The sequence below is a fragment of the Pseudoroseomonas cervicalis genome (assembly GCF_030818485.1).
Classification (GTDB): domain Bacteria; phylum Pseudomonadota; class Alphaproteobacteria; order Acetobacterales; family Acetobacteraceae; genus Pseudoroseomonas; species Pseudoroseomonas cervicalis_A.
This window is the reverse complement of the sequence record NZ_JAUTAJ010000004.1, coordinates 1441852-1458678: the sequence shown is the minus strand read 5'-3', so window position 1 is coordinate 1458678 and position 16827 is coordinate 1441852. Positions and strand designations below refer to the sequence as shown.

11 protein-coding genes and 1 tRNA gene are annotated in these 16827 nt (G+C 70.4%); all 12 read left to right on the top strand.

What is annotated here, in order from left to right:
* Positions 1–63: 63 nt before the first annotated feature.
* The 12 genes from QE401_RS10635 (at position 64) to QE401_RS10580 (ending at position 16818) form a co-directional block, all read left to right on the top strand.
* Positions 64–1386: an RsmB/NOP family class I SAM-dependent RNA methyltransferase gene (locus QE401_RS10635; RefSeq protein WP_307138179.1), complete on the top strand. Its 1323-nt coding sequence runs from the start codon at positions 64–66 to the stop codon at positions 1384–1386.
* Positions 1387–1423: 37 nt separating this feature from the next.
* Complete coding sequence (locus tag QE401_RS10630) at positions 1424–2005, top strand: GNAT family N-acetyltransferase (RefSeq protein WP_307138178.1); 582 nt, start codon at positions 1424–1426, stop codon at positions 2003–2005.
* Positions 2006–2151: 146 nt separating this feature from the next.
* Entirely contained in the window at positions 2152–2460 is a 309-nt protein-coding gene (locus tag QE401_RS10625; protein ID WP_271137886.1) for an integration host factor subunit alpha, read from the top strand.
* A gap of 94 nt (positions 2461–2554) precedes the next feature.
* Positions 2555–2983, top strand: a complete 429-nt coding sequence (locus QE401_RS10620; RefSeq protein WP_307138177.1) for a MerR family transcriptional regulator — start codon at positions 2555–2557, stop codon at positions 2981–2983.
* Between the two features lie 62 nt (positions 2984–3045).
* A tRNA-Pro gene (locus QE401_RS10615) sits at positions 3046–3122 on the top strand.
* Between the two features lie 822 nt (positions 3123–3944).
* Complete coding sequence (locus QE401_RS10610) at positions 3945–6974, top strand: tetratricopeptide repeat protein (RefSeq protein ID WP_307138176.1); 3030 nt, start codon at positions 3945–3947, stop codon at positions 6972–6974.
* 10 nt (positions 6975–6984) lie between these two features.
* Positions 6985–7866 carry a glycosyltransferase family 2 protein gene (locus QE401_RS10605; protein ID WP_307138175.1) on the top strand — a complete coding sequence of 294 codons (882 nt, stop codon included), beginning with the start codon at positions 6985–6987 and terminating at the stop codon, positions 7864–7866.
* A gap of 10 nt (positions 7867–7876) precedes the next feature.
* The gene (locus QE401_RS10600) at positions 7877–10891 is read left to right on the top strand and encodes a glycosyltransferase family 9 protein (RefSeq protein ID WP_307138174.1); all 3015 of its coding nucleotides are present in this window, start codon (positions 7877–7879) and stop codon (positions 10889–10891) included.
* Positions 10892–11283: 392 nt separating this feature from the next.
* Positions 11284–12000 carry a glycosyltransferase family protein gene (locus QE401_RS10595; protein ID WP_307138173.1) on the top strand — a complete coding sequence of 239 codons (717 nt, stop codon included), beginning with the start codon at positions 11284–11286 and terminating at the stop codon, positions 11998–12000.
* 224 nt (positions 12001–12224) lie between these two features.
* On the top strand, positions 12225–13346 hold the full coding sequence (locus tag QE401_RS10590) for a tetratricopeptide repeat protein (protein ID WP_307140224.1): 1122 nt from the start codon (positions 12225–12227) through the stop codon (positions 13344–13346).
* 68 nt (positions 13347–13414) lie between these two features.
* Positions 13415–15739: a glycosyltransferase family 9 protein gene (locus tag QE401_RS10585; protein ID WP_307138172.1), complete on the top strand. Its 2325-nt coding sequence runs from the start codon at positions 13415–13417 to the stop codon at positions 15737–15739.
* A gap of 14 nt (positions 15740–15753) precedes the next feature.
* The gene (locus tag QE401_RS10580; protein ID WP_307138171.1) at positions 15754–16818 is read left to right on the top strand and encodes a tetratricopeptide repeat protein; all 1065 of its coding nucleotides are present in this window, start codon (positions 15754–15756) and stop codon (positions 16816–16818) included.
* Positions 16819–16827: the final 9 nt, after the last annotated feature.

Genomic DNA, 16827 nt, shown 5'->3' with positions numbered 1-16827 from the left:
GCCACCCCGGCGGGGTTCCAGGGGCAGAGCCCCTGGAATTTTTTATTTGAAAGTACTGCTTCCATGACCCCTTCCGCCCGCATCGCCGCCACGGTGGCCCTGCTGGATGCCGTGGCGTCGGCGCCGCGCCGCCCGGCGGACGCCACCGCCAATGCCTTCTTCCGCGAGCGCCGCTATATCGGCAGCGGCGACCGCCGCGCGGTGGCGGAGCGTGCCTGGGGCATTCTGCGCCAGCGGCTGCGGCTGGACTGGCACATCGCCCGGCTGGGCCTGCCGCCGACGCCGCGGCTGCTGGTGATGGCGCAGCTGCTGCTGGTGGAGGGCTGGACGCGGGATGGCGTGCTGCAGGGCTTCCCGGGCGGCCGCTTCAATGCCGGCCCGCCGGATCCGGGCGAGATGGCGGCGATCTCCGCCTGGGCCGGCACGCCCTTGACGCCGCCGGAGATGCCGGAGGGCATCGCGCTGAACCTGCCGGCCTGGGCGCTGGAGGGCTACCGCGCCCGTTTCGGCGATGAGTTGCCGCAGGCCGCGGCTGCCATGGACCAGGCGGCGCCGCTGGATCTGCGCGCCAATCTGCTGCGCGGCACGCGGGAGCAGGCCATCGCCGCGCTGGCGGCCGAGGGCATCGCCGCCGAGCCCATGGCCTATTCCCCCTGGGGCCTGCGCATTCCCGATCGCCGCCCGATCCTGGCCAGCAAGGCCTTCACGGACGGGCTGATCGAGATCCAGGACGAGGGCAGCCAGCTGATCGCGCTGCTGACCGGGGCGAAGCCCGGCATGCGGGTGGTGGATTACTGCGCCGGCGCCGCCGGCAAGACGCTGGCGGTTGCCGCCATGATGAACAATCGCGGCCGCATCACCGCCTGCGACGTCTCGGCGACCCGGCTGGAGGGCGCGGTGAAGCGCCTGCGCCGCGCCGGGGTGGACAATGCCGAGCGGCATCTGCTGGAGCCGGGCGATCGCTGGGTGAAGCGCCGCGCCGGGCAGTTCGACCGCGTGCTGGTGGATGCGCCCTGCACCGGTGCCGGCACCTGGCGCCGCAACCCGGATGCGCGGCTGCGCACCACGGCGCGCGACCTGGAGGAGCTGGTCACCAAGCAGCGAGATATCCTCGATCACGTCGCGCAGCTGGTGCGTCCCGGCGGAAGGCTGGTCTACGCTACCTGCTCCGTGCTGCCCGAGGAGGATGGGATGCAGGTGCAGGGCTTCCTGTCGCGTCATGCCGAGTATGAGGTGGTTCCGCTGGCCGAGGCCTGGGCGGAGGCGCGCGCCGGACAATCCCTGCCCGAGGCGCCGCCGCCCTGCCCGGGGCCCTGGATGGAGCTGGCGCCGCACAGCCATGGCACGGATGGCTTCTTCGCCGCCGTGCTGCGACGCAAGGGCTGATCCGCCCGGGGAGGGGCAGCAGGGGGAGGGCAGGGGCTTGCCGGGCACGATCATCCGCCGCGCCAGCCAGGCCGACGCCGCCGCCATCGCCGCCGTGCATGTCGCGACCTGGCGCAGCGCCTATCCCGGCCTGCTGCCGGATGCCTATCTGGCCGCCCTGTCCGAGCCGCGGCTGGCCCAGTTCTACCGCCGCCTGCTGGCCGATCGCGGCGGCAATGCTGCCGTTTTCGTCGCCGTGGCGCGGCCCGACTCCGGGGAAGGGCCGGGCCAGCTGGTCGGCTTCTCCGGCTGCGGCCGGGCGCGGCGCAGCCTGATCGGCGGCGCCCTGGCCGAGGGCGAGATCGACACCCTCTATGTTCTGGACGATTTCCGGGAGCGCGGCATCGGCCGCCGGCTGATGCGCGCCGCCAGCGCGCATCTGGCGGCGGTGGGCTGCGGTTCCGCCATGCTCTGGGTGCTGCGCGACAATCCCTCGCGCTGGTTCTACCAGCGCCTGGGCGGCCGCCCGGTGGGGTGGGAGATGACGCGGGTGGGCGGCAGCGCCGTCGCCCAGATGGCGCTGGTCTGGGATCCCATCGCCCTGCTGCTGGACGCCACGGCGCCCGTCGACGGCGCCTGAGCCGGCGCCCTGTTGCATAAAAGCCGCAGCCGATTGAAGCTTTTGCGCCACAGTCCCCGTCGCGGTTGACGCCGGGGAGGCATCCCGGTTTTGTTGCAGATAGAAGGGGTTGCAGGGAGTCTCACCGCCATGGGCCGCGCCCGGTCATGAATACCATCACGCGCGCGCAACTGGCCGAGGCCATCTATGCCCAGGTCGGCCTGTCGCGAAACGAAAGCGCCGCGCTGCTCGAGGATGTGCTGGAGCGCATCTCCGCGGCGCTGGAGGCGGGGCGGCCGGTGAAGATCTCGGCCTTCGGCACCTTCTCGGTCCGGCAGAAGGGTATGCGGGTCGGCCGCAACCCGAAGACCGGCATCGAGGTCCCGATCATGCCGCGCCGTGTCCTGTCCTTCCGCCCCAGCCAGGTGCTGAAGGCGCGGCTGAATGGCGAGCCGGTGGGGCCGGGCGAGGAATGACGGTGGCCGCGCCCCGTGCGGCGGCCGCCAGGCGGGCGGGGCCTGCCGCGCATCGCGGCGGGAGGTCTGAGCGATGAATGACGGGGTGCCAAGCATGTCCGAGGATCCCGAGGCGCCAGGCCGGTTGCGCAAGGCGCCCACCGCCTTCCGCACCATCAGCGAGGTGGCCGAGGACCTGCAGATCCCGCAGCATGTGCTGCGCTTCTGGGAGACCAAATTCCCGCAGCTGAAGCCGCTGAAGCGCGGCGGCGGGCGGCGCTACTATCGCCCCGAGGACATCGCCCTGCTGCGCCGCATCGGCGACCTGCTCTACACCCAGGGCTACACCATCAAGGGCGTGCAGCGCCTGCTGCGCGATGGCGGCGAGTCCGACGGCCCTGTGGACTCCGCGCCGGAGGCCGAGGAGGCCGAGACGGCGCTGCCCGAGGCCGGGCAGAGCGCGCTGCGCCAGGCGCTGGCCGAGCTGGAGGCGCTGGCGGCCGAATTGCGCGCGCTGAGCGCGACGGCGCATCCACAGGAATAAATGCGAAGCCCGCCTTCCGGGGGGTTGAGGGGGCGGGGCGTGGCTGCTATGTCCCGCCGCATCGGAGCGTAGCGCAGCCTGGTAGCGCATCAGTCTGGGGGACTGGGGGTCGTGGGTTCGAATCCCGCCGCTCCGACCACATCGCCGGAAACCATGTGAGCCGTAGCGGTCGATGCCGCTGCGGCTTTGTTGTTTTCGGGGCCGGGACATATCCCGCGGAGTGCCGCGGCAAGGTGCGGCCCGGCCCGGGCATCTGCCGCCACGCGGCCCTGCCGGCGCAGCGGCCGATGCCGCCGGCCCTGTCCGGATTGCGGCGCATGTCCCATTTGATGCGGGTTGGAAATGAGATTGAGGCGCCGCTGGCGGGTCCTGGCGCCCTAATTGCGCGCGCTGATTGTTTCTGTCCTGAAAATACATCCTGGGCGTGTAGAGCCACGGAATACTGAGCCTGCGGACGTCGCGCGCAGATCACAAGCGCCGGCTGGTTGACGAGGGCAAAGCATCCGACCAGTATCAACAAAATTTGAAATCGAATTATCGCAACTTTCGGGCGGTAACTCGCAGACAATGACCTTGTCTCGATCGCCTTTCTCATCCATGCTGCGGTGCAGAAGGGCGCGTCTAAAAGAACGATCGGCTCGCTGCTTGCAAGTCCGGATTCTGGCTGCGGGATGATTTAAGGTCGTTTTGCCGAAAAAAAATCTTCCGGCCACAAATATGCAAAGTATCCCTTGAACTGCTTCTGTGTTGTCGGGCTTTTCTGGATGAGGAGCGCAGGGCATCCGTGATTGATATGAATGTCGCAACGATGCGTTCCGCCCAGGATGATGTGGAGAACTCGTTCTCTCTGCTGTTGGGGCGTCGTGCGAGCCCACCATCCGCCATCGTTATCATGATGCAGCTCTCCCCCCTGAACGTGCTCCGGCGCGTCGCGGGGTCGGCTGAATTCCAGAAGGCGGTGGTGAAGGCCCTGCTGGAGCGCGACATGTTGCCGCATGAGCGGCGCGGCCCGCGCCCGCCGGCCGCGCTGGTGGACTGGTTCTGCTCCGTCCTGCAACTGAATGAGGATGGCCGCGACGTCCTGCGTGCGGCGGGATCCTGGTCGGACTTCCTGTTCCTGCTGTTCCGGAACGAGGACGTCGCCGAGAAGATCTTCCAGAAATGGCTGGTCGACACCGTCCAGCGCGAGCTGGCCGCCAGGGCCGCTGCCGCCTCCGCCACGCCGCCGGCCACGGACGGCAGGCCCATGGCCGAGACCTCGGCCGCGGTGGAGGATTCCGGCCCGAAAGCCGCGCCAAGCGTCGACAAGATTGTTCCGACTTCGACACAAATTCCTGCCCCGGCCGCGGCTCCGCCGGAGCCCGCCGATGCCGTTGCCGCCCCGGCTTCCGCCCCCGCCGCTGCGCTGGAGGAGGCTGAGGTCGAGGCGCTGATTCACCTCACCCTGGGGCGCAAGCCCAAGGATGCGCATCTGCAGAGCTTCGTCGGCAAGCCGCCGCTTGTCCTGCTGCGCAGCGTCCTGCATTCGGGCGAGTTCGACGAGCGCATCCTGGCGACGCTCATCGAGCGACGCCGCCTGCCGCTCGACATGACCTCGCCGCGACCCTCCGAGGCCCTGAAGACCTGGCTGCTCGCCCATCTGCCGCTCTCCGGCGTGGCGGAGGCGGCGCTGGCGGCGGTCCATTCCTGGCGCGGGATGCTCGTCACCCTGCTGAATGATCATGGGATCCGCCGCCACGTCTTCGACGCCGATCGCCCCGGGCCGAAGATGCGCTATCTGCTGTCGCGGATCGACGCCGCGCAGGCCCTCTATGCGCAGCCCGGCCCGGTGCTGATGGCGCGCGGCCTGCGGCTGGACCGGGCCGACTGGACGGTGTCCGGCCATGTCGATGCCCTGGAAGGCGAGGGCGCGCAGCTCCGTCTGCAGATGGAGGCGCGCAGCAAGCTCGAGCTCCTGGCGGCGCTGCCGCCGCCGGGCGGCGGCCGCCCGGACTTCGTGCTGACCCTGCCGGAGAGCTGCCGGAACAGCGAGGATTGGTTCGCCCGGATCGATGTGCTGCGCGACGGCAAGGTCATCTCCGTGGCGCCCGGCACCTTCCGCTTCACGGCCCGGGATCCGGGCGGCCGTGCCGCCGCGGCCGTGCCGGCCCGCAAGGCCGTTCCTGTCGCGGCGCCCCAGCCGGCGGCCCCGCCGGCGCTGCGGGTCCGCCAGGACGGGCTGCTGCTGCTGGCCGAGAACCTGCCTCCGGCCGCGCTGCCGGTGACGCTGCAGCTGGATGGCCAGGATGCCGTGCCGGCTGTTCCTCACCCCGGCCCCGCCGACCAGGCGCTGTTCCTGCTGCCGGCGGCGGCGGCCGATGGGGCAGGGCATCGCCTGCAATTGCTGGATGCGGCGCGCAGGCCCCTCTGGTCGGCGGCCGCTGCGACCGTCAGCGCCACCCCGCCCCGCATGGTGGAACTGCGGCAGCACGCCGTCAGCGGCTATGAGCTGACGGAGGGGCTGGCAGCGCCGGCGCGCTTCGTGCTGAAGGTCGATGGGGAGTTCCTTGCCGCCAGCGCCGGGCGCGCACCGGAGGCGCTGCCGCTGCTGGCCGGTCTGCAGGCGCGCAACGGCTTCCGCTTCGAGCTGCCGCCCCGGCTGCTGGACGGCCAGCCCCATCTGCTCGAGATCTTCGCCGAGCTCGGGCCCGAGGCCGAGCGGCCGATCGGGCAGCTTGAGCTGTGCTACGCCGCCGAGGATTTCCGGCGCGAGCTGGCCGCGGCCCAGACCCCCGCCGCCCTCCAGGCTCTGCTCGAACGCATGGCCGAGGCCGGGCGGCTGGATCTGCTGCAGGCCTTCCTGGATGAGCGGCGTGTGCTGGTCGGGCCGGTCGAGACCCTCGCCCTGCTGGTCCGGGCGTTCGTGCGCCGGCCGTTGGAGGCCGCCCGCCATCCGCTGCGCCAGCATTACGACAAGCTCTGGAAGGATGCGGCCGGCAGCGCCGGCAGTGTCGACAAGCTGCTGTTGCGGCTCGCCGATGCCTTGCAGCGCGCGATCGACCCGACGGAACGGCGCGTCGTGCACGAGACCGCGCTGAAGGACGTGCTGCTCGACATCTGCATGACCGTCTGGCAGCGCGACCAGGGCGAGCCGGAGACGGCAACGCAGCTGGCCCGCCTGCTGCTCGGCCTGAACCGTCCCGCCATGGCCGAGCTGGTGCTCGACCGGGCGCTCGTCGCGGCGCCGGGATCGCATCTGCTGCTGTCGCTGCTGGCGCGGCTGCGGACGCAGCAAGGCCGCCATGAGGAGGCGCTGACCCTGGTCCGGGCGGCGCTCAAGACCAAGCCGGGCCATGCGGATGCCGAGGCGCTGCAGGCCATCCTGCTGCAGGCGCGCGGCGACCATGCCGGCAGCCTCGGCGCCGCAACCCGCGGGCGCGGCCTGGCGCAGCGTTCCGCCGGCGGCAAGATCGATGCGCGGCTGGCGCGGCTCGCCTTCCCGCAGAACTGGTTCCACTGGTCGCTGCAGGCCTTCGCGGCGCAGCCGAATGCCGAATTCACCGGCCGCCTGAACCGGGCCATCGCCCTGCAGGGGGGCGAGCTGCCGGCGGCGGAGCGCAGCTTCGCGGTGCTCTACCTGCCGCCGCGGCAGAGGGATCCGCGCTGCCGCGACGATTTCCTGTCCTACGGGCCGGATTGCAGCCTGGTGGCGCGGATGGAGGACAACTACCTGGGCGGAGCGCCCAGCATCGGCACCTGGACGCTTTTCCTGCGCGAGGACCGGGCCCTGGCGCCGGCCGTGCTGCAGGAGGTGCTGCAGGCGCGGCGCCCGGCGGTGGATGTGGTCCGCATCCTCGGCCCCCTGACCGGCGGCGAGGCGGAGCCGCGCCCGCTCATGGGCCTGCTGCTGCGCTCCTGCCATATCGAGCATCTCGGGCGCCTGTCCCTGGACGAGGCCGATGCCTACCTCTCCGGCGTCCTGCGCAGCATCACCGTGTTCGGCCAGATCTGAGGGCGTGACGATGAACATCCTGCCCATCGCCATCATGTCGTTCGACAGGCCGGACTATCTTGAGGCCGTCATGCAGACGCTGGTCCGGCAGACCGGCTTCGGCGGCCGCAGGCCGGAAGTGTTCCTGTTCCAGGACAGCGGCCGCGCCGCCTCCACCGGCGAGGTCTATGCGGATCCGGCCAGGATCGCGGAATGCGTCGAGCTGTTCCGCGAATACTTCCCGGAGGGCGAGGTGTTCGAGGCGCCCTTCAACCTCGGCGTCGCGCATAATTTCGACCGCGCGGAGAAGTTCTTCTTCATCGACAACGCCTTCGATTGCGCGGTCTTCCTCGAGGACGACATGCTCCTGCAGCCGCACTACATGGAAGTGCTGGTCGAGCTGCTGACCATGGCGCTGGACAATCCGCATATCGGCGTGGTCTCGGCCTATGGCATGCGCAACGACATGCCGCTGGAGGCGCAGCGCAGCGCGCGGCAGGATCTGTGCCTGATGAACGAGCACAACTGGGCCTTCGGCATCACGCGCGCCTGCTGGGAAAAGCGCAACCGGATCGTCTCGCAGTATCTCGAGATCATCCACGGCGTCGAGTATCGCGACCGCAAGGCGAAGCATGCGGAGATCAACGCGATGCTGCGCAGCATGGGGCGCGGCGGGCGGGGCTATCTGTCGTCGCAGGACAGCATCAAGAACATGGCCTGCGAGGCGCTGGGCATCTTCCGCGTCTCCACCCGCACCAACAATGCCCGCTACATCGGGCGCAAGGGCCTGCACATGACGGAGGAGCGCTTCTTCCAGCGCGGCTACCACCGCACGGTGCTCTACCCTGAACCGCACGGCAATTTCGCCGTGCCCTCGATCGAAACCCTCCGCGCGCTGCGCGAAGTCGTCTGAGGCGATGGTGATGGCGATGGAAGGCGGCGCCCTGCTGCACAGCAAGGCAGGCATCATCTGGACCCCCCATGGCACGGCGCTGTCCGACCAGCGCCAGGCGCTGCAGGCGGCCGGGCTGCTGGCCGTGACGCTCCTCGACGGCACGCCGGATGCGCTGATCCGCGCGGTGTTTGCCGCCCCGCCGGCGCTGATCTACGCGGCCGGCGCCGATGCGGCCGATATCCTCGCCATCCGCGGCCTGCGCGCGCCGATCGTCTGGGATCTGTCGGCCCTCGCCCTGGCGGCGCCGCGGCTGCGCGAGGAGGAGGCGTATCGCGCCGCCTTCGCGCAGGCGCTCGCCCGTGTCGACGCAGTGGTGCGTGCGCCCGCGGCGCTGCGCGAGGCGGTGGAGGATGTGCTCAGCGTCGGCATCCCCGCCCTCGACACCGCGGCGGCGGTGCGCCAGCTCGGCTTCCGCGTGGCGGTTTCGCTGGGCTCCGGCCTCGGCAACATGATGAACGCGACGCCGATGATCCGCTGGATCGCCGAGCGCACCGGCCGGCGCGTGACGGTGATCATCAGCAGCGACCTGACCCAGGGCGTCCAGCTGTTCAACGATTCGCCCTGGATCGATTTCATCTTTCCGGGCTTCGAGTACACCGCGGGCCGGCACTATGACGTGCTGGTCTCCACCGCGCTCGCCTCGCATGCCGAACCCTTCTGCACGGCGACGACCTGGCTGCAGCAGAACAAGCTCTACGACTTCAACGTGCATGGGCGCTTCATTCGCGAGGCCGACATCTATTTCCTCGGCCTCGACCGGATCTTCGGCCCCACGCCGCTGCTCGACGCGCCGCTGCCGCAATCCTTCCTGCGCGACATCCGGCACGCGCCGGAGGGGCCGCGCATCATCGGCATCGCGAACGGCATCAAGCAGGGCACCTGGGCCAAGCGGCAATGGCCCTATGTGCAGCAGCTGGCCGACCGGCTGCGCGCCGAGGGCTGGACGCTGCGCTGCTTCGGGCTGCCGGAGGAGCTGGTCGCCGGCACCGAGGATTACACCGGCCTGTCGATCCGCGACACGCTGAAGGCCATCGCCGCCTGCAGCTACTTCATCGGCCATGATGGCGGCATGTGCCACATCGCCGAGACGCTCGGCGTGCCGACGCTCTGGCTGTTCGGCCCGACCGCCTACCGCAAGAACGGGCCTTTCTACGCGCAGAGCCGCGTGGTCTCGACCATGGTGTCCTGCGGCCCCTGCAACTTCAAGATCGACTGGCTGCGCTGCAGCGATCCCGTCTGCATGCTGGACATGTCGGTCGAGCGGGTGGCGCAGGAATTCGCCGCGCTGCAGGAGAGGGCGGCCCGGCTCGGCCCGCAGCCCATCTGGGCGCCGACCGACACGGCGCTGATCGAATACGAGCTCGGCGCGCCGGGCCGGCCCTCCAAGGCCGAGCTGCTGCCGCAGCTCTCGGCGGAGCGGATCATCCTCTATCCGCGCGACGCCGCCTTCGCGGTCCGCACCGTGGCCGACCTGCTGCGCTGCGGCGATTTCGAGGGCGCGGCCACGCTGGCGGCGACCTTCCGCGACACGCTGGATGGCCCGCCCGCCCGGCTGCTGCAGCTGCTGCAGGCATCGCTGCGGAGCATTCTCGGCCACGCCTCCGACGCGCCCGAGCCGGCGCTGGCGCCGCAGCCCATCGTGGAGACGATGTTCAAGCTGCAGCTGATGCCGGCCCAGTTCCGTGCCGTGAGCGAGCTGCTCTTCCATGCGCAGCTGCGCCAGGGCAACGCCGCCGGTGCCCTGCAGCTGCTCGAGCAGGTCCGTCTCCGCGGCAGCGGCCCACTCTCCTCCTGGGGGCTGAAGCAATGGGTGAGGGCGGCGCTGCAGCACGCGCCGGCCGAGATCCGCGGCCGCGCCGAGGAGCTGAAAGCGCTGTGCAGCAGCAACAGGGGCCTGACCGCGCGCCTGACGCATGCGCTGGACGAGGCGGCGCTGCTGGCGGCCTGGCAGGATTTCCTGGGCGCCGCGGAGGGGGAGGTGCCGCTGGCGTCGGGGCGGCCATCGCTGCTCGGCGGGCTGGCGGCGGCCGGTGCGCCGGTCCCGCTGGCCCTGCCGGGCGGCGAAGCGGTGCTGGCGCCCTGGTCGACCGTGCTGATCGTCGCCCCGGCCTGCGATCCGACGGTCACCCGGCCGGGCTCTGCCTCCTCCGTCCTCGTGCTGCTGGCGCGGCGGCTTGCTGCGGCGGGGCTGTGCCCCGTCATCGCCAGCACCTCGCAGGTGACCGAGCGGCCGCGCTTCGAGTTCCGTGACAACGTCACCTATGTGCATGGCTCGCGCGTCTGGTCGCCGCAGATCTGGCAGCGGCTGGTGCAGGACATGAAGCCGCGCCTGGTGCTTTCGGTGGAAGGCATGGCGGCGGCGCTGTCGCTCGCCATCCCCGCCCCGGTGCCGGTGGTCGACCTCTCCCTGAACGGGCTCTACGACGCCGATGGCCTGGCCAGCCTGCTGCTCGAAGAGATCAGCATGGGCGTTCCGGCGCCCCGGCGCGGAGCCGGCTGGCACACGCCCGACACGCTGCTGGCGGTCCTGCCGCATGCCGGCGGCCTGCAGCACCCGCTGCGGCCGCGGCCCGGGCCGGTCTATCTGATGGTCAATGATACGGCGGATCTGGCGCGCGCGCTGGCGCTGCCGCGCCGCTGCCCGCAGATGAGCTTCGTGATCATCGCCGATGCCATCAGTCGTGGCGTGGACCCGAATATTCGCTTCATTCCCCGCAAGACGAAGCTGGACTGGGGCGAAATGGCCGAGGGAATGGGCGCCTTCGTGCAGTATTCGCCAGCTCCCGCCACGCTTTGTGCCGAGGCGCTGGAAGTCGCCAAGGCGGGTGTCCGGGTGGTGGCCCCCACCGCGCTGGCGGCGCATCCGGCCTATGCATCGATGATCCTCGCGCCCGCCGATCCGGCGAAGGGGGAGGAGTGGGTGACCCTGCTGCGCCAGGTCATGGGCGGTGTCCTGCCCGAGGGCGCTGGCGTGGCCGCCTGAGGCTGCCCGCTGGCGGTCTCGGCAGGGACGGGATCGGCGGCGGCGCCAGGGCGGGGCGCCGCTCCCCGGGGGTGGCAGCCCGGGGGCTGGCCGGCGTGCCCGGGGACCATAAGAATAAATTTGTCAGAGGGTGGAAAGAAACTCGTCGATTGCGCGACGGTGCCGGTTTTTTCATCCGGCGACGTATCGCGCATCAAGATATTGACTTGACTTATTGACAATAAATTGCTGATATTCCGCGTAATATTCCTCGAGACATCAACTCGCAGAGGCGCCGGATGCTGGTCAGTATTCATCGTTGCAATACGGAAAATGTCGGCGATCTCATGAGCTCGCCGAAGTACTATTTTCCAGAATTTGCCGATGTTCCCGTGCTCGACCTGATGGGATGGATGGCTGAGGACGCAGGCGATCGCGCCGCCTGGAACGATGTGTATGACCGCGCCACGACGGTCATCGTCGGCGGCGGCGGTCTCCTCGAAATGCCCAAATTCGAGGAGAGCCTGAGCAAGATCACGCGGGAGAAGAGCAAGGTCATCCTCTGGGGCTGTGGCCACAACGCGGTCAAGCTCGAATCCTGGGCCGGGCTGCGCAAGACCTACACCTTCAAGCCGGAGGATTACGCGCTGGCGGGAACCCGCGATGACGGCGTCTCGTCCCGCTGGGTTCCTTGCGTGACCTGCATGTCGCCCTTGTTCGACCGCAGCTATGAGATCGAGCATGACGTGGTGTTCTTCGCCAACAAGGGGATGAAGAACAACTCCAGCTTCATGCCGAAGGACATCCCGCAGGGGAAGCTGCTGGGCAATATGCGCCACGGCATGGACAAGATCATCGCCTTCCTGGGCTCGGCCGAGACGGTGGTGACCAGTTCCTTCCATGGCGCCTACTGGGCGACGCTGCTGGGCCGCAAGGTGGTGGCCATCCCCACCTCCTCCAAATTCTACGGGCTGCGGCATGCGGTTCCGCTCTGCCACCCGCTGGACTGGCAGCGCGCCATGAAGCTCGCGCGCTCCTATCCCGAGGCGCTCGGCGAGTGCCGCGAGGCCAATATCGCCTTCAAGAACGACGTCATGAAGCTGGTGAATGAGGAGACGCTGGCGCATTGATCCGACGGCATCGGCCGATGTCCCCCGCGGGACGCCGCCGGTGCCGGCCGGTCTTTCCGGATCCGGGGCCGTGACAGGCCCCGGGCGCCCTGCCGCAGCCTGGGGTCCGCGGCGGGGCGGCCACGGCCCCTCCCTGGCCGGGGCGGCCTTGATCGAGCTGGTGGAGCTTTGACATGAGCGCGACCGTGCAGCGAGCCTTCCTTTTCACGGAAAAGGCCGTGGAGATGGGATGCAGCCTCGATGTCGTCGCCGGCACGGAAATCCTTCTTCACGTCAAGCCCGTGCGGGACAGGAAGCTGCTGGTCGCGAATGACCGGCGCGGCGAGCACTGGGGGAGGGAGCTGGTCATTCCGCTTCCCGACGCCGCCTGGCAGGGGGGCATCAGCGTCACCCTGCATTGTCATGCGGAGGGGGTCGAGATCGGGGTGGAGGATCTGCCGCCGCAATCCTTCACGCGTTGCGGCGACCTGCGTGATCCTGCGCTCCGCTTCAAGCACGCCGCCTGGGTCAAGGACCGCGCGGAGGGCAGGGGGGACGAGGCTGCCACGGCCCGCCCCGCTGATGCGGCGCCCCCGGCGGCCGGCGCCGCGCAGGATCGCAAGGCCCTGCAGGAGCATGTCCGCCGCGCCGAATGGGCCCAGGTGATCGCGCTCGGCACCGCCTATCAGCAGCGGCATGGCCGCGATGCCGAGGTCGCGGCCTGGATCGGCCGCGCTCATGTCAGCCTGGGCCAGCACGAGCAGGCCCTGGCCGAACTCGACTGGCTGCCGCGCGAGGCGCCGCAGCAGCTCGAGGGGATGTTCTATCTGGGCACCGCCCTGGCTCGGCTGCAGCGCTTCGACAGCGCGCGCGAGATTCTGCTCGGCTGTGTCGCCGAGCGTGGGCGCGAGGCGAAATACGTCTTCGAACTGGCGCGCGCCACCGCCCGCCTGGTGAATGGCGGCTATGGCGTGGTGCCGCAGCGGCCGGATCTGCTGGACGAGGCGATCGAGCTGATGAGCCGGGCCGCGGCGCTGATGCCGCGGGATGGCCGGCCGCATCGCGACCTTGGCGGCCTGCTGCTGCAGAAGAACCTGCTGCCCGAGGCGCTGGAGGCGCTGGACGAGGCGCAGCGCCGTTCGCCCAAGCTGAGCATGCTGGCGGTGGAGCGCGCCCGTATCCTGGTCCGCCTCGACAGGATCGAGGAGGCGCTCCACCATGCCCGGCAGGCGCAGGCGGAGGATCCTGCGAATGACACCGCGGCCTCCATGGTGCGGGTGCTGGAGCGCTGGCTGGCGGGGCGGCAGGCGGGCCCGTTCCGTGTCGGTCTGTTCCCGGCCGTGGCCGGGGGCATGGCCGCGCCGTGACAGCAGGGGTTGCCCCCGTGACGCCGGCGGGTGGCGGCGGAAGGACGAGGCCCGGAGCGGGAGCCGAGATGCAGGACGGCAAGCACCCATGGCTGCAGGCGGAGGTCGACTGGCTGGCGCTGCCTGACCCGGCCCCGGCCCCGGCGGTGCTGGAGGCCATGGCGCGGCTGAACACCGTGCCGGATCGCGCCGCCCTGGTCGAGATCACGCCAGGCCCGGATGCCGCGCCGCAGCGCTTCTGGCGGCGCGACTATCTGCGCCAGCTGGTCGAATATGGGCTGGTCGATTCCGGGGCCGGCCTGCCGGCGCTGCTGTCCGCCGCGGCGCATATGCCGCGCCGCCACCGGCACAGCCTGGCGCCGGCGGGCCCCTGGAGCGCGCCGGAGGCGGCCCCGCCGAAAGGCACCGTGCTGCTGGTCTCGACCTTCGGCATCCAGAAATTCGGCGGCGCCGAGCATTTCCTCGAGCAGATAGCGCGGCTCTATCGCGCCCTGGGCCATGACCCGCTCATCGTCGGCACCCGGGCCGAGCGGGTGGGCGAGGGCGGGCTGACGCCCGAGGGGCTGCGCTACACCTTCATCGCCCAGACGCCGGCGGCGCTGTTCCGCCTGGCGTTCGAGGAACGCGCCGTCATCGCCCATGTGGTCTCCGGCCTGGGCCACGAGGTCAGTGCGGCGCTGCGTTTTCTCGACACCCGGCTGGTCTTCGGCATCCATTTCTGGCGCGAGCTGCTGCTGCCCTCGACCGCCAATCCGGGCTATTATCCCGGCGGGCCGGAAGCGCATGCGCCGCGGCCCGATTTCGCGCTGCTGCTGGCCGATTGCGACGCCCTCTACGCCAATTCCGAGTTCACGCGGCAGGTGGTGGAGGAGAGTTTCGGCGCGCGGCTGCCGGTGATCCCCTCCTTGCCGGACGACCTCGCCGCGCCGCCCCGCCCCACCGAGGAGGGCCGGGACGTCGTGCTGCTGGCGAACAGCCGCTTCGACAAGGGCTATCACTTCGTGCTCGAGGTGGCGCGCCACCTTCCCGACATCCCCTTCGTCGTGACCGCGACGCAATCCGGCATCGAGGTGGCCGAGGCGGCGCGGATCCGCGCCGGCGCGCGGAACGTCACGCTGCGGCCCCGCTGCGACGACATGGCGGAGCTCTATGCCGGTGCGCGGGCCGTCCTGGTGCCGAGCTACCAGTTCGTCGAGACCTTCAGCCGCGTCGTCGTCGAGGCGCAGCGTTTCGGCGTGCCGGTCATCGGCTCCGACCAGGGCAATGTGCCGTTCCTGCTGCGGCAGAGCGGCGTCAGCCTGCCCGAGCGGCCGGATCTGTGGGCCGCGGAGATCCGCCGGCTGTGGGACGACCGCGCCTATTGGGCGCAGCGCTCCGGCGATGCGCTGCGCCATGCCGAGGCGAATGGCTTCCATCAGCAGCAGGGCCGCCTGCAGCGCCTGCTGCAGGGGCTCGAGGCGCCCTTCCTGCTCGGCGTCGGCTCCGGCATCGGCAACATCATCCACACGACGCCGCTGATCCGCCGCCTCGCCCGGCATCTCGGCCAGCGCATCGATGTCGTGGTGGCGGGGGATTCGGCGGCGGCGCTGGCGGTGGTGGCGAATTCCGAATTCGTCGGCCAGGTCTTCAGCCTGGGCGACGCGGTGGTGCGGCGCCATTACGATACCGTCTTCCTGACGCACAGCTTCGGCACCCTGCAGCCGCCCTTCCGCGCCCGCCGCGTCATCCGTTCCCGCAGCTGGGACAGCTTCCATGCCGGCCATCGCTATCACGAGGCGGAGTTCAACCTGGCGGCGGCCACGGCCTTGCTCGGCATCCCCTATGCGCCGGACGATGTCACCGCCGCCTTCATGGGCGATCTGCGCCGCACCCGCTGCGAGACGGACCTGATCGGTTTCCACGCCGGCTCCAAGACCGGCGCCTGGGCCGCCAAGCGCTGGCCGCATTTCGCGGAGCTGGCGGCGGCCCTGCAGGGCGAGGGGTGGCGCGTCGCCTCCTTCGGCAGTCCGGACGAGCATGTTCCCGGCACCCTGGACATGACCGGCGGCAGCGTCGAGGAGATGGCCGCGCGCATGTCGGCCTGTCGTGCCTTCGTGTCGAATGACAGCGGCGGCATGAACATCGCCAATGCGCTGGGCATCCCGCTGCTGGCGATCTTCGGCCCGACGGAGCCGCGGACCCGTGCCCCGCTCGGGCCGTTCAGCCGGGTGGTGGCGCTGCGCAAGCCCTGCGCGCCCTGCGAGCTGGCCGGCCATGGCGGCCCCTTCTTCCGCGGCCTCTGCGGCTGCATCGCCGACATCGCGCCCGAGACGGTGCAGCGCGCCCTGGCGAAGCTGCTGCAGGAGACGGAAGAGGCGGCCCTCGCCACGCGGGATCTGGCGGCCGCCGAGTGACGCAGGATACGGTTTTGCAGGAACATGTGCTCTACGGTTCGGACCATTTCCGCGTCCGCGCCGTCACCGGCAGCGCTTCGGACCGGGTGGTGGTCACCTTCGCGCCCTGGCAAAGCCGCCAGCGGCTGGATGGCGAGGCCTTCGGCGAGGAGTATCTCCGCCGGATCGGGGTGGATGCCATCCACATCACCTGCGCGCAGAACGAGTGGTACCAGAACCCCGACATGCAGGCGGTGGTCGGCGCGGTGGATGGCGCGCTCCAGGGCCGCTATGCGCGGCGCATCGGTTATGGGTCGAGCATGGGCGCCTTCGCCGCGCTCGCCTTCTCGCGGGCGCTCCGGCTGGACGACGTCATCGCCATCTCGCCCCAGTTCTCCCTGCTGCGGGAGGTCGTGCCCTTCGAGACACGCTGGGAGCAGGAGGCCGCGGCGCTGCGATGGCATTTCCCGATGGCGGAAGGGCTGTCGCCGCAGGCGCGGCTGGTGGTGATCTACGATCCGCTGCACCCCGATGCGCGGCATGTCGAGCTGCTGCGCGCCTGCCGGCCGCTCACCGAGATGAAGCTGCCTTTCTCCGGCCATCCTTCGGGAAATTTCCTGCAGCAGACAGGGCTGATCAGCCCGCTCGTCAGGGCGCTGGTGCTGGAGGGCGCGGATCCGGCGGCGTTCCGCGCCGCGGTGCGCGAGCGGCGGGGGCGCAGCCCGGCCTACTGGTTTTCGCTGTCACGCACGCTGTCGGCGCGCGGCCTGCTGCCGCAGGCCTATGCCGCGATATCGCGCGCCGTCGCCCTGGCGCCGCGCAAGCCGGACTACCTGCATGCGCGCGGGCACCTCGCCACCAATCTGCGCGACTATGATGTCGCGGTGGAGAGTTTTCGCGCCGTCGCGCGGCTTTGGCATGACCGGCCGGTCTGCCACTACAATCTGGCGCGCGCGCTGGAACAGGCGGGGCATCCCGGCGAGGCGCTGGAGGCCGCCCAGCAGGCCGCCGAGCTGGACCCGCGGGCGCCCCGTTTCCAGGCCCTGCTGGACAGGCTGCGCAGGCAGTCCGATTCCGCTGCCGGCCCGAGCGGACGCTGAGCGCGGCGC